Below are 20068 nucleotides of genomic sequence, written 5' to 3' on the forward strand. Positions count from 1 at the left end.
CATCAGCCGATGCCGGGTGGTTCCGCCCACGCCTTCCCGCTTCCGCTCGCCGGTCCGAAACACCAGATCGCGCCCCTAAAACCTCCTGCCTGCCGTGGTCGCCGAGCGGAGCACCGCCGGGTCGGCGAGACCCCGGAGACGAGCATCCGCGGAGCCGGAACAGGCCCGTACGGCCGCCGCCGCCGGTCCTCCTCCGCCCTCGCGGTCACCCGCCCGGCCGAATCCATCGGTAGGGCAAGTTCTGCGGGACGTTCTCTGAGTGTGTCTCAACACTCCCTGGCGCACCATGCTAGTGCCGTGCCGCTTGTGCCCGCCTTCCCGATCGAAGACGTCCGAATCGGACTTTCGCGTTACCTTCCAGTTGCCGGTCGTTCTTGAGGACTCTTACCGTCCTACCCGGCTTGCGACAAGTCCAATGATGGAGCGGACCTCGGGAACCCGCAGCCGGTGCGCGGCGAACATGTACAGCAGCAGCCCGGCGCCGCCGCCCACCACGAGCACCACGGCCGAGCTGACGGGGGTGATCGAGGTGATCTCCCTGGCCAGCCACAGGACCGCCAGCGCCAGCGCGGCGGCCGGGATCGCCGCCGCGTACATCCGGCCCAGGCCGGCGACGATCTCCCTGCCGCCGAGCCCGCCGATCTTCCGGCTCGCCAGCACCCACGCGACGCCGCAGAGCACGATGTACGTGATCAGGTAGGCGAACGCCAGACCGATGACGATGTACCGGTCGGGGAGCGTGAAGTAGGCCACGAGGCTGAGCGAGGCGTTGACGACCACGTTCACCCCGGCCATGATCGCGGGGGTGCGGGTGTCGCCGAAGCTGTAGAAGACCCGCAGCAGGAGCTGGAAGATCGAGAACGGCACGAGCGCGACGCCGAACACCTGCAGCACGTGACCGATGTAGATCGCGTTGCCCGTCGTCATGTTGCCCCACGAGAAGATCAGCGTGGTGACCGCCGGGCCGAGCACCATCAGCAGCAGGCCCGACGGGACGATGACGGAGGAGACCAGCCGCACTCCGGAGGAGAACTCCCCGCGGGCCGTGGTGAGGTCGCCGTCGGCCACGAGCCTGCTCATCCGGGGCAGCATCGCCGTGATGACCGACACCGCGATGATCCCGTACGGGAGCTGGAAGAGCTGGAACGCGTAGGCCCACGCGCTGTTGCCGGCGCCCGGGGCGCGGTCGCCTGCGCCGGTGGCGAGCTTGGTGGTGACCCAGAACCCGATCTGGTTGACGCCGACGAAGGCGAACGTCCACGCGGCGGCCCTGGCCGCCTCGCCGAGACCGGTGTTGCGCACCCCGAACCGGGGGCGGAACCGGAACCCGACCCGGTGCAGCGCGACGATCAGCACCAGCGCCTGGGCGAGGATGCCCGCGGTGGTGCCGAGACCGAGCAGCGTGAGGTCGCGCTCGGTCACCTTCTCGATGTCGGACGTGCCGATGACGTAATAGGCGGCCAGCACTCCCATGACCACGATGTTGTTGAGCACCGGCGCCCACATGGGGGCGGCGAACCGGTCCCGGGTGTTCAGGATCGCCCCGGCCAGCGAGCCGATCCCGAAGAACGCGATCTGCGGGAGCAGATATCTGGCCAGCGTGGTGGCCACCGCGACCTTGTCCTCGGACCAGTTCGAGGCGGTGTAGAGCTCCATGATCGGCCGGGCCAGCAGCACGCCGATCACCGCGACGGCCGTCAGCACCACCACGCCCAGCGTCATCAGCCGCTGCTCGAACGCCTGGCCCCCGTCGGGGTCCCGCTTCTGCGCCCGCACGATCACCGGCACGACCACGGCGCTGAGCACGCCCTGGAGCAGCAGGTCGAGCAGGATGTAGGGGATCTGGTAGGCCGCGTTGTACGCGTCGCCGAGCGCGAGGGTGCCGATGGCCGCGGCGAGCATCGCCGTACGGATGAAGCCGGTGAGCCGCGAGACCATCGTCCCGGCCGCCATGATCGCGCTGGCCCGCAGCATCCTGCTCATGGTTGTCCTTCGGTTCGCGGCGGCCTGACTTGGGGTGGCCGCCTTCCTCCAGTGGTCCCGGGAAGGCGACCCAAGACTACGGCGACTGGGTGCGTTCGGCCGGGACGGCTCCCTGCCGGTCGCCGGGCGGGCCGTCCTCGCCGCCGGAACCGTCGAACGGGAACGCCTTGCGCGACCTGCGGCGCAGGACGCGCATCACCACGGCGGCCAGCATGATGACCACGGCCGCCCCCACGATGACGAGGGCGATGCCGGTGTAGCCGGTCGCGCGCACCACGACGCGCACCGCGTTGCCGTACTTCTCGTCGCCGTCGGTCAGCAGCTGCACCGAGATGCTCGCGTCGCCGCCCTCGTCGCGCACGATCACCGGCACGTTCACGAGCTGGCTGCGTCCCGCGAGGATCGTGGTCGTGGGGGTCATGTAGACCCCTCCGGGGGCGTCGATCGCGAGCCGCGACTTGCTGGCCGAGGTGACCCGGATCTTGATCTGGATGTCCTTGTCCAGGTTGTTGGCCACGCTGACGGGGACCTGGCCGTTGCTGCCCGCGACCGCGCGCGGGGTGTCGAGCACGGACACGTCGTCGATGCGCGCGTCGATGGCCTTCTGCACCTGCCCGGCGAAGGACAGCGCCCGCTTGCCGTCGCCCCGCCAGGAGGCCGACGACAGCCGGAGTATGGCCGTGTGGAAGACGTCCGTGTGCTCTTCGGTGACGGTGGCCACGGCGTCGGCCTTGCGCTCCAGCTTGCGTACGGTCGCGAGGTAGGAGCGGCTCAGCTCGGTCTGGCGGTCGTGCTCGGTGTACGTCAGGTCGGCGCGCGGCACCTGGACCCGGCCGGGCTTGATCGAGTCGAGCGAGGTCATGCGCAGCCAGGGGGCGCTGGATGCGGCCTGCAGGAGGCTGGAGACGAACGCCGGGTCGGGCGTCCACAGATGCGACTGCGGGGCCGCGATCACCGTGCGCGTGGCCGCCTTCGCCGTGCCGCCCTGCCCGGTCTGGCCCGTCTGCCCGGGCAGCCCGTTCTGCTGGGCCGGCTGCTCGAAGGCGATCATCGCGGTCTCGGCGAGGAACCGCTGCCGTGCGAGCATCGCGGCGCCGGGAGCCGACACGTTCCCGCCGAGGACCTCGCTGAGCGTGGGGTCGGCCAGCAGCGCGGTCAGCGGGTTGTCGGCGATCGTGTCGAGCCGGGCGGCTCCGTCGGGAGTGGCCTGCTGCGCGGGCGGGGGGACGGGCTGTCCGGTCTGCGTCGTGCCCTGGCCCTCGGGGCGCGGCGGCAGCGCGTCTCCCGACAGCAGCACGGACGTCACACCCGACATGGCCAGCTCGTCCACCGCGTCGCGGTCGATCTTGCCGCCGGGCGGCCACGCGGTGGTGCCGCGGATCTCCCGGCCGAGCAGCTCGCCGGCGAGCGCCGCCCCGCGCTGGACGGACGCCGCGGCCTGCTTGTCGAGGCCGTGGTGGACCAGCGCGGCCATGTCCGGATCGGCGTACGGCGTGGAGATGACGGTCTTGTCGGTCAACGCGCTGCGCAGGCCGTTCAGCCACTGGCCCGCGGCCTGATCGGCGTCCTTGCGCGTGCCGCGCACGTTCCTGGGGCCGGAGGACAGGGCGCGGACGTCGTCGAGCAGGGCGGGGTCCACGAACCAGGTCACCTCGTCGCCGGTGTCCTGTGCCGTCTGGAGCAGCGACGCCAGGCGGCCCGAGGTGAGCGAGGCCGGCAAATCGTCGTCCATGAACGTCGCGTCGTCGGCGCGGTGGGGCCGGTCGACGAGCGGCAGGGCGACGGCCAGCTTGATCGTGGGGATCTGCTCGCCCTTGGGGGCGTACGTCAGGAAGGTCCGCTCGATCCCGAGCCGCTGGCCGGTCCCCGCGTCGGTCAGCTCGATCTCGAAGGGATAGACCCCGGGCCTGGGCAGGCCCAGCTCCGCGGGAGTCACGGTGAACCGGAAGGGAAGCTTTCCCGACTGGTCGAGCGCCGTGGCCTGGATCCTGGTGCTCCAGTTGGTGGTGCCGTACCCCTGCTCCGACAGGTAGGCCGCCATCTCGGCCCGGGAGGCGAACGGCCTGCCCCGGGAGTAGCGGACGGCGACCCGGACGAACGATCCCGGCGTGCCGGAGACGGTCCCCTCGACCGTGATGGGGTCGGTGGCGACGCGCACGACCTCCGGCGTGATCTCGCTGACCTGAAGCGGATCGGCCGGTGCCGCGGTCACGACACGACCCGGAGGAGGTGCCGCGACAGCCGTACCGGCCATGCCCGCGGGGGAGGCGAGCAGGGCGGTCAGCAATGTCAGCAGCGCGGCCTTACGGATCATGTGCCGGCCGGCGGTGAGGTACGGCGCACGCCCAGAATGCTATGGCCTAAGCAGTCCGCATAGGACTCACGAGGCTCGTGGGACCCCTCTGCCGGGTGGCGCTCAGGTCGACGGGCTTGGCCGCCACCAGGTCGAACAGGTGGATGGCACGCACGCGCAACGCGGTGCGGCGCTCGCCGGTCGCGGTGTGGACGACCTCGTCGGGATCGATGCGCTCCAGCAGGCGCTGGTCCACCAAGACGGTCAGGTCGTCGGGCAGCAGAAGCGGGCAGACCAGGCCGTGCGCGTAGTCGGTCGCGGAGTTCACGGTGTAGGCCGACGCGACGGTTACCCTGTGAGCGCGCAGCACGGCGCGCACGTTCGCCGGCCCGGGACAGGCATTCACCGCGGTCACCACGGCCACCTCGTGTGTCCGCCCTCGCGCCGACACCTCGAACAGCGACACGCACAGGCACCTCTCGGGTGATACCCCCAGCACCTCGGGAAGCTCGTCCGAGCATGTCAACGGGCGCGGAAGACGTACGATCTCATGGTGGATCTGGTGGGCGAGGAGCCAGCGGTGAATCGCGAGAGCGTCTTTCATCTCGTGTGCTCCTTGCGTCGTCCAGCGCCCCCGAACCGTCCGTGGCCTGGTGATCGCTAAGCGTGTCTCCCCTGGGTGACACCTGAACACCTGGGCCATCGGGGGAGAGTTTCTGTTCCGTGACCGAAGGACCTACCCAGCCTTGTCCGTTTCAAATCTGAGCGACAGCCAGCAGCGCGCCGTGAACGAACTGTTCCGCCGGATCGCCCCGGTCGCCGACGAGCTCGGTGAGCTGTTCTCGGCCCGGGGGCACGAGCTGGCCCTGGTCGGCGGTTCCGTGCGCGACGTCCTCCTCGGCCGCGCGAGCAAGGACCTCGACCTGACCACGGACGCCCGCCCCGAGCGGGTGCTGGAGATCGTCAAGGACTGGGCGGACGCCGTCTGGACGATCGGGATCGACTTCGGCACCGTCGGCGTGCGCAAGGGCGGCTGGCTGCTGGAGATCACCACCTACCGCAGCGAGTCCTACGACCCCGCCTCGCGCAAACCCGAGGTGATGTACGGCGACTCGCTGGAGGGAGACCTGGCCCGGCGCGACTTCGCGGTCAACGCCATGGCCGTGCGGCTGCCGGGCCACGAGTTCGTCGACCCGTACGGCGGCCTGCCCGACCTGGCCGCCAAGATCCTGCGGACGCCGGGCAGGCCCGAGCAGTCGTTCGACGACGACCCGCTGCGGATGCTGCGGGCGGCCAGGTTCGCGGGCCAGCTCGGGTTCACCGTGGCGCCCCAGGTGGTCGAGGCGATGACCGCGATGTCCGGCCGCATCGAGATCGTCTCGGCCGAGCGCATCCGCGACGAGCTCGACAAGCTGATCCTCGGCGCGCACCCGAGGCTGGGGCTGGCGCTGCTGGTGGACACCGGGCTCGCCGCCCACGTCCTGCCCGAGCTGCCCAAGCTGCGGCTGGAGATCGACGAGCACCACCGGCACAAGGACGTCTACGAGCACACGCTGATCGTGCTGGAGCAGGCCATCGACCTGGAGGCGTCCGGTCCCGACCGGGTGCTGCGGTGGGCGGCGCTGCTGCACGACATCGGCAAGCCGAAGACGCGGCGCAACGAGCCCGGCGGCCGGGTGTCGTTCCACCACCACGAGGTCGTCGGCGCGCAGATGGCCAAGAAGCGGCTCACCGAGCTCAAGTTCCCCAAGGACGTGGTGTCCGACGTGTCCAGGCTCGTGGAGCTGCACCTGCGCTTCCACGGTTACGGGACGGGGGAGTGGACCGACAGCGCCGTGCGCCGCTACGTCCGCGACGCGGGACACCTCCTCGAACGCCTCCACAAGCTGACCAGGGCGGACTGCACCACCCGCAACAAGCGCAAGGCCCAGGCCCTGTCGCGCACCTACGACCAGCTCGAGGAGCGCATCGCCCGGCTGGCCGACGAGGAGGAGCTGGCCAAGATCCGCCCCGAGCTCGACGGCAACGAGATCCAGGAGATCCTCGGCGTGCCGCCGGGACCGGTCGTCGGCAAGGCCTACAAGCACATGCTGGAGATCCGCATGGACCAGGGCATGATCGGCAAGGAGGCCGCGCGGCAGGCCCTGCTCGACTGGGCGCGCGACAACGGGATCGTCTCGTAGGTGGACGCCGCGGAGGTCCTCCGGCTCGACCGGGAGCACGTCTGGCATCCCTACACGGGGGTGCCGTCAGGGGTGCCCGTGCACGTCGTCCGCCGGGCCGAGGGCGTGCGGATCACGCTCGGCGACGGCCGTGAGCTGATCGACGGCATGGCCTCCTGGTGGGCGGCCGTTCACGGCTACAACCACCCGCGGCTCAACCGCGCCGCGCGCGACCAGCTCGGCGACATGGCGCACGTCATGTTCGGCGGCCTGACCCACGAGCCCGCCGTACGGCTCGCGCACCGGCTGGCCGGGATGACCGGGCTCGACCGCGTCTTCCTGGCGGACTCGGGCTCGGTGGCGGTCGAGGTCGCGATCAAGATGGCGGTGCAGTACAGCGGGCGCTCGGCTCTGATGACCGTGCGGGGCGGCTACCACGGCGACACGTTCGCCGCGATGTCGGTCTGCGACCCGGTCGGCGGCATGCACCACCTGTTCACCGGGATGCTCCCGCGGCACGTCTTCGCGCCGATGCCGCCGCATGACTACGGCCGCCGCCCGGGTGGGACCGCGCAGGCGGGTCCCGACGAGGTCTATCTGGCGGAGCTCACCGCGGCCGTCGAGGCCCACGCCGACCGGCTGGCCGCGATCATCGTCGAGCCTGTCGTGCAGGGCGCCGGCGGCATGCGGTTCTATCACCCGGCCTATCTGCGGCGGCTGCGCGAGCTGGCCGACGAGCACGGCATCCTGCTGATCGCCGACGAGATCGCCACCGGCTTCGGCCGCACGGGGGAGATGTTCGGCTGCGACCACGCCGGGATCAGGCCGGACATCATGTGCGTCGGCAAGGCGCTCACCGGCGGCTACATGACGCTCGCCGCCACGCTGTGCACTTCGCGGGTGGCCGAGCGCATCGGCGTGCTGATGCACGGCCCGACCTACATGGGCAACCCGCTCGCCTGCGCCGTGGCCGGCGCCTCGCTCGACCTGCTCGCCGAACGGCCCTGGCGGGAGGAGGTCGCACACATCGAGGGGGCCCTGCTCGACGGTCTCGCCCCGGCCGTGGGCGCCCCCGGCGTACGGGACGTACGGGTGCTGGGCGCGATCGGGGTGATCGAGACCGACCAGCCCGTCGATGTCGCGAAAATTCAGGACATCGTGATGGAGCACGGCGTGTGGCTGCGGCCCTTCGGCCGCCTGATCTACACGATGCCGCCGTACGCCTGCACGCCCGGCGACATCGCCCGCATCACCGGTGCCATGGTCGCCGCCACCGCGGCGCTGTGAGGCCGATCAACGGGAGACCGATCAACGGGAGACCGATCAACGGGAGGCCGATCGACGGGAGTCAGTCGACGGCGGGCACCGGCGGCCTGCGGCGTGCGGCGGAGGGCAGGGTCAGCCGATAGACCACCGCGCCGAGCAGGTAGCCGGCCCCGATCACTGCGAGCGCGAGATAGGACATGCCGTCGCGCGGCAGCAGCGCCGCCGCCAGCACCGCGCCGAGGACCGTCATGCCGTTGAACAGCATGTCGTAGACGGAGAAGGCGCGGCCGAGATAGGCGTCCTCGATGTCGCGCTGCACGACGGTGTCCGCGCAGATCTTCACGCTCTGCCCCGCGACGCCGATCACCAGCCCGGCGGCGACGAACGCCCACTCCTGGAACGTCGCGCACAGGGCGAACTCCAGCACTCCGCACGTCACGAGCATCGCCGGCACCCAGACCTCGATGCGGACCCGCTCGGTGGCCCACGGGGTGACCAGGACCGCGGCGAAACTTCCCGCGCCGACGGCGCCCAGCACGAGCGCGATGCCCTTCAGCGCGTCGTCTGGGTCGTGGGTGAAGTGGTAGCGGTAGAGCATCACCACGGCCGCCGTCGAGATGCCGAACATCAGGCGGTGCGTCGCGATGCCGCTGAGGGCCGCCCCCGCCGAACGCCGGTGCGCGATGTGCCGCGCGCCGTCCACCAGGCCGGCGAGCACGTGCCGTACGGCCTCGCGGGCCTGCGGGCGGTCCGGATCGTACGCGGGGCCGAGCAGAGAGCGCTCCATCGTCCGCGCGATCAGCGCGCTCAGGCCGAAGACGACGCCGGAGCAGACCAGCAGCACGGCCACGCCCCTGTCGTCCGATCCGGAGATCACGCGGAGCACGACGCCCGCGCCCGCCCCGACGAACGTCACCACCGTGCCCGAAGTGGGCGTGACCGCGTTGGCCATCATCAGGTTCTCGGACGGCACGACATGGGGCAACGCCGCGCTGAGGGCCGACAGGAAGAAGCGGTTGACCGCGAGCACGCCGAGGGCCGCCGCGTAGAAGACGACGTCGGAGGCCCCCGCCGCGACGAGGCAGGCGGCCACCACCAGCAGGACCCCGCGCACGACCGGCGCGATGACGAGGATCTGCCGCCTCGACCAGCGGTCGATGAACACCCCGACGAAGGGCCCGAGCACGCTGTACGGCAGGAGCAGCACGGCGAGGCCCGCCGCGATGGCGGTCGCGCTTGCCTGCCTTTCCGGGCTGAAGAACGCGTAGCCGCCGACGGCGAGTTGGAAGATCCCGTCGGAGAACTGCGAGACGAGCCGTGTGGCGAAAAGCCGCCGGAAGTTTCGACCCCGCAGGACCACCCGCAGATCAGAGGCGTAGGACACGGGCGACAGCCTACGCGGGCGATCACGCACGGGCATCAGGCGCAACCCTGATAAAGACCCGTACATCTCACCCGCGGCAAGGTGATCACGTACTCTCGCAGAGTGACGTCACAGGAACATGTCGTGCTGGTCGACGGCGAGGGAAACCCGATCGGCACCGCCCCCAAATCCACCGTCCACAGCGCCGACACGCCGCTGCATCTCGCGTTCTCCAGCTATGTCTTCGATCAACGCGGACGCGTGCTGCTGTCGCGGCGGGCGGGCTCGAAAGTGACCTGGCCCGACCAGTGGACCAACAGCTGCTGCGGGCACCCCCTGCCGGGCGAACCGCTGTCGTCGGCGGTGATCCGCCGCCTCGGGTTCGAGCTGGGCCTGACGGTCGAGTCCGTCGACCTGATCCTGCCGGGCTTCTCCTATCGCGCCGTGATGGACAACGGCACGGTGGAGAACGAGCTGTGCCCGGTCTACCGGGCCGTGGTCACCGAAGAGGCCGCGCCCAACGCCGAGGAGGTGGGCGAGGTCAGGTGGGAGCCCTGGACGCGCTTCGCCGCCGGGGTGATGAGCGGGGAGCTGGACATCTCGCCCTGGGCCAGGGAGCAGGTGCCCCAGCTCGTCGCGCTCGGGCCGGACCCGCTGGCCTGGCCGGTGGCCGACGCCGCCGCCCTGCCGCCGGCCGCGCGCCCGCTCACGAACCACTGAGGTCCACCGGGCGTGGACATGGGACCGCCCCGGTCCGATCGAGCGGAACCGGGGCGGGACACGCGGTGGACGACGGACGTCAGCGCTCGGCCTCGCCGCGGATGAACTTCTCCACGGCCTCGCGGGCGGCGTCGTCGGAGTACTGCTCCGGCGGCGACTTCATGAAGTAGGACGAGGGCGACAGCAGCGGGCCGCCGATGCCCCGGTCGAGGGCGATCTTGGCCGCGCGGACCGCGTCGATGATGATGCCGGCGGAGTTGGGCGAGTCCCAGACCTCGAGCTTGTACTCCAGGTTGAGCGGGGTGTCGCCGAACGACCTGCCCTCGAGGCGGACGTAGGCCCACTTGCGGTCGTCCAGCCACGGCACGTGGTCGGACGGGCCGATGTGGACGTCGGCCTTGGCCATCTCGTGCGGGATCTGCGACGTGACCGACTGGGTCTTGGAGATCTTCTTGGACTGGAGGCGGGTGCGCTCCAGCATGTTCATGAAGTCCATGTTGCCGCCGAAGTTGAGCTGGTAGGTGCGCAGCAGCTCGACCCCGCGGTCCTCGAACAGCTTGGCCAGGACGCGGTGCGTGATCGTCGCGCCGACCTGCGACTTGATGTCGTCGCCCACGATCGGGACGCCGGCCTCGGTGAACTTCGCGGCCCACTCGGGGTCGGAGGCGATGAAGACCGGCAGCGCGTTGACGAACGCCACCTTGGCGTCGATCGCGCACTGGGCGTAGAAGCGGTCGGCCTCCTCCGAGCCCACCGGGAGGTAGGACACCAGGACGTCGACCCGGGCGTCCTTCAGCGCCTGGACGACGTCCACCGGCTCCTCGTCGGACTCCTCGATGATCTCGCGGTAGTACGTGCCCAGGCCGTCGAAGGTCGGGCCACGCTGCACGGTGACGCCGAGCGGCGGCACGTCGCAGATCTTGATCGTGTTGTTCTCCGAGGCGACGATGGCCTCCGACAAGTCGCGGCCGACCTTCTTGGCGTCCACGTCGAAGGCCGCGACGAACTCCACGTCACCGACGTGGTAGTCACCGAACCGCACGTGCATGAGGCCCGGCACACGGCTGCTCGGATCCGCGTCCTTGTAGTAATGGACGCCCTGCACCAGCGATGAGGCGCAGTTGCCCACACCGACGATGGCTACGCGCACCGAACCCATAGCACTCGCTCCTTTACCTATCTGCCTCGGGCGTGTCCGCCCTCTGGGTCTCTTCCTGTACGGCTTGCGCGGGATCCGGAGGGTGACCCCCCTCGCCGGGAGCCGAACGGCTCCGCCGTTCCGAGTCGATCAGCTCGTTCAACCAGCGGACCTCGCGCTCGACCGACTCCAGCCCGTGGCGCTGGAGCTCAAGCGTGTAGGTGTCCAGCCGCTCTCTTGTGCGGGCGAGAGCCTCACGGACGCGGTCGAGGCGTTCTTCCAGGCGGCTGCGGCGGCCCTCCAGGATGCGGAGCCGCACCTCCGCCTCCGTGTGGCGGAAGAAGGCGAAGTGGATGCCGAAGCTCTCGTCCTCCCATGAGGACGGGCCCGACTGGCTGAGCAGCTCCTGCAACCGCTCCTTGCCCTCCGCCGTGATCTTGTAGACGATCTTCGACCTACGGCCGAGAACCGTGTCCTCGGGAGGCTCCTCCTCGGCGATGAGGCCCTCGTTGAGCAGACCCCTGAGGCAGGGATACAGCGAGCCGTAGGAGAAGGCACGGAACATGCCGAGCAGCGTGTTGAGCCGTTTGCGCAGCTCATATCCGTGCAAGGGCGTCTCGTGCAGCGATCCCAGGACGGCGAGCTCCAGCACACCTCCACGAGAGCCCGTCACTGGAACCACCCCCTGTGTCCGACCGATGTATCGACTCGATACATCCGCAGGATACGTCGGGGTGTCATAGATGGCAACGGGTCAACGGTTGGGCAAGTTTTGGCAAAGGGTCGTAATCTGGCCGTATGTGGTCACAGCGGTCGGTCGTGGACTACGGCCTCGCTAAGCGGGCGGCCGTCCAGTCCGTCCGCGCCGGCCGCATGCGGGCGCGGGACGTGTGCGACGCCCACCCCTACCTGCTCCGCGCGGCCCGGTTCCACGGAGAGCCGACGAGCCGCAGCTGCCCCATATGTGAACGAAGGAACGTGACCAACGTCACATACGTATATGGGGACGAATTAGGACGAGTAGCCGGCCAGGCAAAAGGGATGGCCGAGCTCACCGCGATGGCGCGGGAATACCGCGAATTCCGCGTCTACGTGGTGGAGGTCTGCCAAGGTTGTTCCTGGAACCACCTGGCGGTGTCGTTCGTCCTCGGAACAGCCGATCCCCCGGGCCCTTCCCTCTAGGGCGGACCTCCACCTCCAGGAGGCAGCCCGCCGGCCTGCCGGCCGACGTCGATAAATTCCCCGAACCATCTGACGAGGACGCGTGACTTACAGCAGCTACGGACCGGAGCCGACCGGCCGTCCCGAGGACGCCTCGGGCTCCGGTGGATCATCCCGCCCTGGGCGCCGTCGTCGCTCGCCCCGGGAATCCGACGAGTACGGCGAGTACGGCGAGCCCGCCCCGCCACGGCAGCCCGGCAGGGGACCGGCCCCGCAGCCGCCCCGCGGCGCCCGGCCGGCCGGACCCGACCGCCGCCGTGAGGCGGCCGCCTTCGAGGACACGGCGGCCATGAACGCGGTGCCTCCCAGGCCGGAACCGCGGCCGGAACAGGGCCGGCCGCAGCGAACGGCTCCGGGACCGCAGGGGGCCCGGGGACCGGCGGGCGGCGGACGCCCGCCGGGGGGCCGTGACCCGCGCTACGCGGCCGGCCCCGGCGGTCCCGGCGGCCCTGCGGGCACCGGCAGGCCCGGCCGTCCCGGCGGGGACGAGCGCACCCAGGCGATGGGCATGCCGGCGGGCGGCTTCCCCCGCGACGGCCGCGACACCCGTGACGGCCGTGACCCCCGCGACCCCCGCGACCCCCGGGGGGACGAGCAGCGCACCGAGGCGATCCAGACCGGCGGCCGCCGCCGCAGGCCCGCGGGCCGGGGTGGCCCCGGCGGCCCCGGTGGACCCGGCGGCCCGGGTGGTCCGGGTGGTCCGGGTGGTCCCGGCGGACGCGGCCCCCGGGATCCGCGTGACTTCGACGACTTCGACGAGGACGACGAGAGGCCGCGCCGTACGGGCTGGCGGCGCTTCGTCCCGAGCTGGAAGATCCTGGTGGCGGCCTTCACCGTGCTGGCCGCCGGCACCTTCGGCATGATCGCGGTGGCCTACGCCAACACCCCGGTTCCGGAGGCGACGCAGGCGGAAGCCATAGCGCAGGGCAGCGCCATCTACTACAACGACGGCAAGACGCTGATCGCCAAGGTGGGCACCCCGCGCGTCATCCTGGACGACATCAACAAGGTGCCGCGGCACGTCCAGGACGCCGTGATCGCGATCGAGAACGACACCTTCCGCGACGACAGCGGCATCTCGATCCCCGGCATGATCCGGTCGGTCTACATGACGGCGACCGGGCAGCAGCTCCAGGGTGCCTCGACCATCACCCAGCAGATGGCCCGCAACTACTACGACGGCCTCAGCCAGGAAGTGTCGATCAAGCGAAAGATCAAGGAGATCTTCGTCGCGGTCAAGCTCGACAAGGAGATGACCAAGGACCAGATCCTCCTGCAGTACCTCAACACGGTGCCCTTCGGCCGGGCGTACGGCATCGAGGCCGCCGCGCAGGCGTACTTCAAGAAGCACGTCGAACAGCTCACCGTGGAGCAGGGCGCCTACCTCGCCGCGCGCATCCAGACGCCCTCCCTGGACGCCGACTCCCCGCGCTTGCAGAGCCGGTTCAAGGACGTCGTCAACGCCATGGCGAAGCTCGACCCGGCCAAGTACGGCAAGCTGCCGGGCACGGCCAAGTTCCCCAAGACCGTTCCGGAGCGCAACAGCAACGAGCTGGGCGGTCTGAAGGGCTACATGGTCGTCCAGGTGCTGCAGGAGCTGAAGACCCGGATGAACCTGCCGCCCGACCAGGTCAGGAGCGGCGGTTACAAGATCATCTCGACCTTCGACAAGAAGCTCATGCAGGCCGCCAGGAAGGCGGTCCGCGGCACCACCGCCAGCCTGCCGAAGGAGATCCACGCCGGTCTGGCCGCCGTGGACCCCAAGAACGGACGGGTGCTCGCCTTCTATGGCGGTGAGGACTACGTCAAGGACAACTGGAACGAACCGTTCGACTCGAAGAAGCAGGCCGCCTCGGCGTTCAAGCCGTACGTGCTGGCCGCCTGGCTGGACGCCGGGCACAGCCTGAACAGCTTCGTGCCCGGCAACAAGACGGTGCCGGAGGAGCTCCCGGGCACCAAGCCCATCGGCAACAGCCACAACGTCGGGTCGGCGATCAACGTCACCACGGCGACCGCCGACTCGGTCAACACGGCCTTCGCGTCCATGGCGTACAAGCTGGACGAGGAGAACGGCACGATCGGGCAGCTCAGCGCGGTGAAGCAGATCGCGGAGGAGGCCGGGCTCGACAAGACCCGGCTGGAGGACGACGTCAAGGAGCACAAGTACGCGTTCTCCATCGGCAGCGCCCTGGTCACCCCGGTCGAGCAGGCCGCCGGCTACTCGATCTTCGCCAACGAGGGCAAGCACGTCGACTACCACGTGGTCAAGGAGGTCCGGAAGGACAAGGCGGTCGTCTTCGCCGAGCGCCGTGAGGCCAAGCAGGTGATCACGCCCGAGGCGGCGGCCGACTCCGTGGCGGCGATGGAGGAGGTCCTCAAGACGGGTACGGCGCAGGGCAAGGGCATCGGCCGCCCGGCCGCCGGCAAGACCGGCACGAACAACGACAACAAGGAAGCGTGGTTCGTCGGCTTCACCCCGCAGATCTCCACCGCGGTCGGCATGTACCGCGAGCAGTGCGTCACCAAGTCGGGCAAGATCGTCCAGCCCGTCAACGCGAACTGCCCGGACACCCCCGGAGGGAAGCCGAGCAAGAAGTACGGCCCGAACAACCCCTACTCCAAGCCCCGTGAGATATCGCTCGGCGCCGGCATCGAGGGCGCGACCTACCCGACCACCATCTGGCGGAACTTCATGATGGAGGCGCTCGCGGGCAAGCCCGTCGAGCAGTTCCCGCAGAAGGCCGGGCTGGGCAGCCCGGAGAACATCGTGCCGAGCCCGACGCCGACGCCCAGCCCGGAGCCGGACGACGCCGGGTTCCCGACCGACTTCCCGACCGACTTCCCCGACGACGGCAGCTGCTTCAACGGCGGCCCGGGGTGTGACAGCGGCGACGGCCTCGGCGACGACCGGGGCACGGGCGGTTCGGACGGCGGCCCCGGCGGCGACGACGTCCCGTTGAACATCAACCAGCCCCCGGCCGCCCTGCCGACCGGGTCGGGAAACGGCAGGAACGGCACCGGCGCCTGATCCGCGATCCGGTGTCCCGAAGGGGCCCGCGGCGACTCCCGCCGCGGGCCCTTCCGATGCGCGGAGTCGCCAAGCCGAGGCGTTGAATGGTGCAATACCGAGCATGACGACCCGGATCACGAACGACTTCGCCCGGCTGCTCAGGGTCGCCGCGCGGGCGATGCCGTACCTGCCTCTCGGGCTTCTCGGGGGGCTCGGCGCCGTTCTCGCGTACCTGTGGAAATATCCCTGCCGGTTCGGCGGAGCCTGGAACGGCGGCGTCGGGCAGTTCACGAACTTTTGCTACACCGACATCTATCCGCTGTTCTGGGCCGAGAAGCTCAACGAGGGCAAGGTCCCGTACGTCGACTACCCGGTCGAATATCCGGTGGGCATCGGCGGGATCATGGAGTTCGCCCGCCGCCTCGCGGGTGGTGACGGGATCGTGTTCTACGACGTCACCGTGATCCTGATGGGGATCGCGCTGGTCGTGGGCGTGCTGCTCACGGCCGCGCTCGCCGGGCACGCCCGCCGCTGGGACGCGCTCTGGTATGCCGTCGGCCCGGCCGTCATCCTCTGCGCGTACATCAACTGGGACCTCGCCGCCGGGGCCCTCGCGCTCGGCGGCCTGCTGGCCTGGGCCCGCGACCGGCCGTGGCTCGCGGGCGTGCTGCTGGCCCTCGCCGTGGCCACGAAGTTCTACCCGCTGATGTTCTTCGGCGCGTTGTTCCTGCTCACGGTGCGTACGGCGAAGTGGGTGCCGTTCCTCAAGACCGTCGCCGGGGCCGCTGCCGCGTGGCTGCTGGTCAATGTGCCGATCATGCTGGTCAACTTCGAGGGCTGGGAGAAGTTCTACGCGTTCAGCAGCGAGCGCGGCGCCGATTGGGGCGGGCTGTGGTTCTTCTTCCAGAAGACCGAGTGGTTCGGCATGGAAAGGCCCGGTTTCCTGGCCTTTCTCGGCGACGCCGAGAAGCTGAACACCATGGCCATGGCCGCGCTGGCGGTGCTCCTGCTGGGCGTCGCCGTGCTGGCGCTCGCCGCGCCGCGCCGCCCGCGCCTGATGCAGCTGTGCTTTCTCGCCCTGGCCGCCTTCATGATCACCAACAAGGTCTGGTCGCCGCAGTACGTCCTGTGGCTGGTGCCGTTCGCGGTGCTGGCCAGGCCGAGGTGGGGGGCGCTGGCCGCCTGGCAGGTCGCCGAGTGCTGGTATTTCTTCTCGATCTGGCTCTACCTGATCAGCCAGTATCCCGACCACGCCGGGGAGGGCATCGGCGACGACCCCTACTTCCTGTCGGTCTGGGCCCGGGCGCTGACCATCGTCATCCTCATGGCGCTCGTCGTCCGCGACATCCTGCGGCCCGAGCACGACGTCATCCGCCAGGGGGAGGTCGACGACCCGTCGGGCGGGGTGTTCGACCACGCCGAGGACCGTCTCGTGCTGCGCCGTTCGCTCCTCTCGCGAGGGGTGCGGCGACAGCCGGAGACGGTGTGAAGCCGTGAAACTTACATCGGATTTCGCGCCCGTCGCGGCGCGGTTCCGAGCCGTCCGTGCGGAGGCATCGCGTAGCGTCGCGTGAGAGTGTCCGCGACGAACGGGGGAGACACGATGCGCCGGAGGCCACCATGGCTCCTGCTGCTGGTGTGGGTCGTGACCAGGGGGATGCTCCTCCTCGTCGCGACCCAGACCATCCCGACCGGGCACGGCGAGGCGTTCAGGAACGACGTCACCCTCTATCGCCACTGGTCCGAGATCCTGGCGCAGGGGGAGTTCCCGGCGGGCGACGAGAAGTGGCAGTATCCGCCGTTCGCGGCGCTGCCGCTGCTCGCCCCCCGGCTGCTGCCGCTGGGCTACCACGTCGCCTTCTATCTGCTGGCGGCGCTGTGCGACCTCGTGATCCTGCTCGTGCTGGTGCGGTTCTCGAACTCCCGGCGCGGCGGGAGCCGTACGGGCCCGTGGGCGTGGACTGTGGGCGCGGCCCTGCTCGGCCCGGTGCTCGTCTCCCGCTATGACCTCATGGTCACGCTCGTGGCGGTGCTCGCGCTGACGGCGTCGGCCAACCCGGTGGTGCGGGGGGCGCTCATCGGCGCCGGGCTCCTCGTGAAGGTCTGGCCGGTCGCGCTGCTCGCCGGCCTGCGGCGGTGGCGCGAACTGCTGACCGCGTCGGGGCTCACGATCGCGGTCGCTGCCGGGGGGTGCGGTGTGGCCGCCCTTAGCCTGCCGCACGCGCTGGACTTCCTCACCGCGCAGGAAAAGCGCGGGCTGCAGATCGAGTCGCTGGCCGCCACGCCGTTCGCGCTCGCCCGCGCCCTCGGCTGGTGGGACGGCTACACCACCTATCGGCACGGCGCGATGGAGGCCGTCGGCGGCGGCGTGGGCGTGGCGACGATGCTGAGCCTGGCCGCCACGCCCGTGGCGCTGGCGCTGATCGGCCTGTGGTGGCTGCGCGCGGCCCCCAGCCCCCGGTCGTACTACGACGCCGCCCTCACCACGGTGCTCTTCCTGGTCGCCACCAGCCGGGTGCTGTCGCCGCAGTATCTCGTGTGGGTGATCGGCATCGCCGCCGTCATCCTGTCGGTGCGGCGCGACCGGCCGGGCCCGACGCAGCGGCCCGCCGCCCTGCTCGTCATGGTCGCCGCCCTGCTGACGGGCGTCATGTATCCCTGGGTGGAGCTCGACTACAGCTGGACAGGCACCCTGCCGGGGACGCTCGTGCTGGTCCTGCGCAACCTCGTCTTCCTCTCCGCGGCCGTCACGTCGTACGTGCAGTTGTGGCGCGCCACGCGCAGGACCGGGAGGGTGCGGGACGAGCGAGGGGTTCCGGCGCCCGTACCCGCTTCCTGACGGTTTCAATCCGCAGAGTTATCCACAGGGTGTGGACGAGTGCCTACAGGTGCTTGCGCAGGAACGCGATGTCGTCGGCCTGGCCCTCGAACGGCGTCTCCACCACGATCGGCGCCCCGGCCTTCCGGCAGACCTCCAGGAGCAGCTCGGGGTCGATCTGGCCGTTGCCGATGTTGGCATGGCGGTCGGCCCCGGAGTCGAACGCGTCGCGCGAGTCGTTGCAGTGCACGAGGTCGATGCGGCCCGTGATCGCCTTCACCCGCTCCACAATGCCGTCGAGCTTTTCACCGCCCGCATGGAAGTGACAGGTGTCCAGGCAGAAGCCGACGACCGAGGGATCCGGCGCCCCCGCCGTCACCGCGTCCCACAGCCGGGCGATGCGCTCCAGCTTGCGCGCCATGGCGTTGCCGCCGCCGGCCGTGTTCTCGATCAGCACGGGGATCGGGCACTCGGTGCGCTCGAAGACCTTGCGCCAGTTGTCGAAGCCGATCTGCGGGTCGTCGCCCGCGCTGACGTGCCCGCCGTGGACGATCAGGCCCTTGGCGCCGATCGCCGCCGCCGCCTTGAGATGCGCGTCGAGCAGCTTGCGGCTCGGGATGCGGATGCGGTTGTTCGCGGTGGCCACGTTGATGACGTACGGCGCGTGCACGTAGACGTCCACGTCCGAGGCGCGCAGGGCGTCGGCGGTGGCGGGGATCACCGGGCCCTTCCACCCCTGGGGATCGCCGAGGAAGAACTGCACCACGTCGGCGCCGCGGGCCGCCGCGTGCGCCAGCGGATCGTCCTGGTCGACGTGGGCTCCGATCCGCGGGCGGGCGCCGTTGTGGCTGTCCATGCCGTTCCTCCATCAATGCTTGCCGCCTGATCGCGAGGCCGCCGGACGCGGGGGCGAACTCTAGGCGCTCTCCAAGAGCGTTTCAAGAGGGCGCGCTGTTTCAAGCGTGCGAAACAGGGCAGTCGCGTGTGCACGCGCCCCCCAGACCCGCGCGCGATACTACTTCGTCGTCAAGGAGACGAGCATGAGATATCGCTTAGGCAGCTTCATCCTTCTCATCTACATCCTCGTCGGCCTCTATGTGGCCTGGCTCCACCACTACATCACCCCCACCCTCCTCAAGCAGGTCGCCCAGGCGCTGATCGCGGTCTTCCTGTGGTTCCTCGTGCTGCTCGGCGTGGACCTGCACATCGGCGGCTGAACGGTCACGCGTCAGTTGCGCAGGGAGAAGCCACGGGGGAGGAATCCCCCGTGCGCGATGCCCAGCGCGGCGCCGACGAACGACCCCACGATCCCCACGATGATCAGCGCCCGCTGTCTGGTGGTCGACGAGACGAACTGGGCGTACAGCCCGCCCCAGAACCCGACCGCGCCCACCCATGACGCGATCATGTGGGCCGCCACGATGAAGCCCGTGACGAACGCCACCAGGCCGCACACCAGCGTCGCGATCGTCATCGCGTTCTCCCGCGGGTGCGGCCTGCCGTCCGTGTCGAGTGTGAAGTGACCGGGGTGCCTTCTTTTTCGGCCGATGGCGTTTCGCATCGCGGCTACCCCCTCTCCGACCTCCAGTTTCACTCTCCGGGCCGGGTGGGGCCAAGTGGCTGATAGCCTTATTCGACTGCGTCTGATAAGGGCCGGGGGGCATGCCACCCGGCGCGAGGCGCAGGGTCCTCCTGTCACGGCAAGGCGTCGTGACCGCAAGAGTCCAGAGGAGGTTGGATCACACATGCGTCGCTACGAGATGATGGTCATTCTCGACCCGTCCCTCGACGAGCGCACCGTGCAGCCGTCGCTCGACCAGTTCCTCAGCGTCGTCCGCAACGACGGCGGCACCGTGGAGAAGGTCGACGTCTGGGGCCGTCGCCGTCTGTCCTACGACATCGCCAAGAAGTCCGAGGGCATCTACGCCGTGGTCGACCTGACCGCCGAGCCCGCCACCGTGAAGGAGCTGGACCGCCAGCTCAACCTGAACGAGGGCATTCTCCGCACCAAGGTCATCCGCCCCGAGCTCCACTGAGCTTCACTGGCAGCACCCCGAAGCCCGGCGGTTTGTCGGGCCCGGGCCGTACTCTGAG

General features: G+C 70.1%; 17 protein-coding genes. 9 read left to right on the top strand and 8 right to left on the bottom strand.

Annotated elements, in window-relative coordinates:
- Window positions 1-384: 384 nt before the first annotated feature.
- From murJ to FLX08_RS18445, 3 genes are all read right to left on the bottom strand, one after another.
- Entirely contained in the window at window positions 385-1983 is a 1599-nt protein-coding gene (murJ, locus tag FLX08_RS18435) for a murein biosynthesis integral membrane protein MurJ (protein WP_142620111.1), read from the bottom strand.
- A gap of 76 nt (window positions 1984-2059) precedes the next feature.
- Complete coding sequence (locus FLX08_RS18440; RefSeq protein ID WP_142620112.1) at window positions 2060-4297, bottom strand: DUF6049 family protein; 2238 nt, start codon at window positions 4295-4297, stop codon at window positions 2060-2062.
- Window positions 4298-4343: 46 nt separating this feature from the next.
- Complete coding sequence (locus FLX08_RS18445; protein ID WP_142620113.1) at window positions 4344-4880, bottom strand: aminoacyl-tRNA deacylase; 537 nt, start codon at window positions 4878-4880, stop codon at window positions 4344-4346.
- 142 nt (window positions 4881-5022) lie between these two features.
- Between FLX08_RS18445 and FLX08_RS18450 the strand changes: the two genes are divergently transcribed.
- Window positions 5023-6459, top strand: coding sequence for a CCA tRNA nucleotidyltransferase (locus FLX08_RS18450; protein ID WP_142620114.1), 1437 nt, complete (start codon window positions 5023-5025; stop codon window positions 6457-6459).
- The gene (locus FLX08_RS18455) at window positions 6460-7725 is read left to right on the top strand and encodes an adenosylmethionine--8-amino-7-oxononanoate transaminase (protein ID WP_142620115.1); all 1266 of its coding nucleotides are present in this window, start codon (window positions 6460-6462) and stop codon (window positions 7723-7725) included. It abuts the gene before it with no gap.
- Between the two features lie 61 nt (window positions 7726-7786).
- On the opposite strand, the gene FLX08_RS18460 is transcribed toward FLX08_RS18455, so the two are convergent.
- Window positions 7787-9088, bottom strand: coding sequence for an MFS transporter (locus tag FLX08_RS18460; protein WP_142620116.1), 1302 nt, complete (start codon window positions 9086-9088; stop codon window positions 7787-7789).
- 102 nt (window positions 9089-9190) lie between these two features.
- Here FLX08_RS18460 and idi point away from each other — a divergent pair, with 102 nt between their 5' ends.
- Entirely contained in the window at window positions 9191-9787 is a 597-nt protein-coding gene (gene idi, locus FLX08_RS18465; RefSeq protein WP_142620117.1) for an isopentenyl-diphosphate Delta-isomerase, read from the top strand.
- Window positions 9788-9866: 79 nt separating this feature from the next.
- Here the strand turns inward: idi and FLX08_RS18470 are convergent, their stop codons facing one another.
- Complete coding sequence (locus FLX08_RS18470) at window positions 9867-10946, bottom strand: inositol-3-phosphate synthase (protein ID WP_142620118.1); 1080 nt, start codon at window positions 10944-10946, stop codon at window positions 9867-9869.
- Between the two features lie 13 nt (window positions 10947-10959).
- Window positions 10960-11598, bottom strand: coding sequence for a PadR family transcriptional regulator (locus FLX08_RS18475; RefSeq protein ID WP_142620119.1), 639 nt, complete (start codon window positions 11596-11598; stop codon window positions 10960-10962).
- A gap of 125 nt (window positions 11599-11723) precedes the next feature.
- Between FLX08_RS18475 and FLX08_RS18480 the strand changes: the two genes are divergently transcribed.
- The 4 genes from FLX08_RS18480 (at window position 11724) to FLX08_RS18500 (ending at window position 17995) form a co-directional block, all read left to right on the top strand.
- Window positions 11724-12107: a DUF5318 family protein gene (locus FLX08_RS18480; RefSeq protein WP_142620120.1), complete on the top strand. Its 384-nt coding sequence runs from the start codon at window positions 11724-11726 to the stop codon at window positions 12105-12107.
- An 82-nt stretch (window positions 12108-12189) separates the two neighbouring features.
- Complete coding sequence (locus tag FLX08_RS18490; RefSeq protein ID WP_167530481.1) at window positions 12190-15174, top strand: transglycosylase domain-containing protein; 2985 nt, start codon at window positions 12190-12192, stop codon at window positions 15172-15174.
- Window positions 15175-15277: 103 nt separating this feature from the next.
- Window positions 15278-16645: a glycosyltransferase family 87 protein gene (locus tag FLX08_RS18495; protein WP_142620123.1), complete on the top strand. Its 1368-nt coding sequence runs from the start codon at window positions 15278-15280 to the stop codon at window positions 16643-16645.
- Between the two features lie 87 nt (window positions 16646-16732).
- The gene (locus FLX08_RS18500) at window positions 16733-17995 is read left to right on the top strand and encodes a glycosyltransferase family 87 protein (RefSeq protein ID WP_142620124.1); all 1263 of its coding nucleotides are present in this window, start codon (window positions 16733-16735) and stop codon (window positions 17993-17995) included.
- A gap of 43 nt (window positions 17996-18038) precedes the next feature.
- Here the strand turns inward: FLX08_RS18500 and FLX08_RS18505 are convergent, their stop codons facing one another.
- Window positions 18039-18830, bottom strand: coding sequence for a deoxyribonuclease IV (locus FLX08_RS18505; RefSeq protein ID WP_142620125.1), 792 nt, complete (start codon window positions 18828-18830; stop codon window positions 18039-18041).
- A 184-nt stretch (window positions 18831-19014) separates the two neighbouring features.
- Between FLX08_RS18505 and FLX08_RS40710 the strand changes: the two genes are divergently transcribed.
- Window positions 19015-19191 (top strand): hypothetical protein, encoded by a 177-nt coding sequence (locus tag FLX08_RS40710; protein WP_167530482.1) that lies wholly within the window; start codon window positions 19015-19017, stop codon window positions 19189-19191.
- An 11-nt stretch (window positions 19192-19202) separates the two neighbouring features.
- On the opposite strand, the gene FLX08_RS18510 is transcribed toward FLX08_RS40710, so the two are convergent.
- The gene (locus tag FLX08_RS18510; protein ID WP_244312732.1) at window positions 19203-19448 is read right to left on the bottom strand and encodes a hypothetical protein; all 246 of its coding nucleotides are present in this window, start codon (window positions 19446-19448) and stop codon (window positions 19203-19205) included.
- Between the two features lie 271 nt (window positions 19449-19719).
- Between FLX08_RS18510 and rpsF the strand changes: the two genes are divergently transcribed.
- Complete coding sequence (gene rpsF / locus FLX08_RS18515; protein WP_142620127.1) at window positions 19720-20010, top strand: 30S ribosomal protein S6; 291 nt, start codon at window positions 19720-19722, stop codon at window positions 20008-20010.
- Window positions 20011-20068: the final 58 nt, after the last annotated feature.

It is taken from the genome of Microbispora hainanensis, from assembly GCF_006874475.1.
Classification (GTDB): Bacteria; Actinomycetota; Actinomycetes; order Streptosporangiales; family Streptosporangiaceae; genus Microbispora; species Microbispora hainanensis.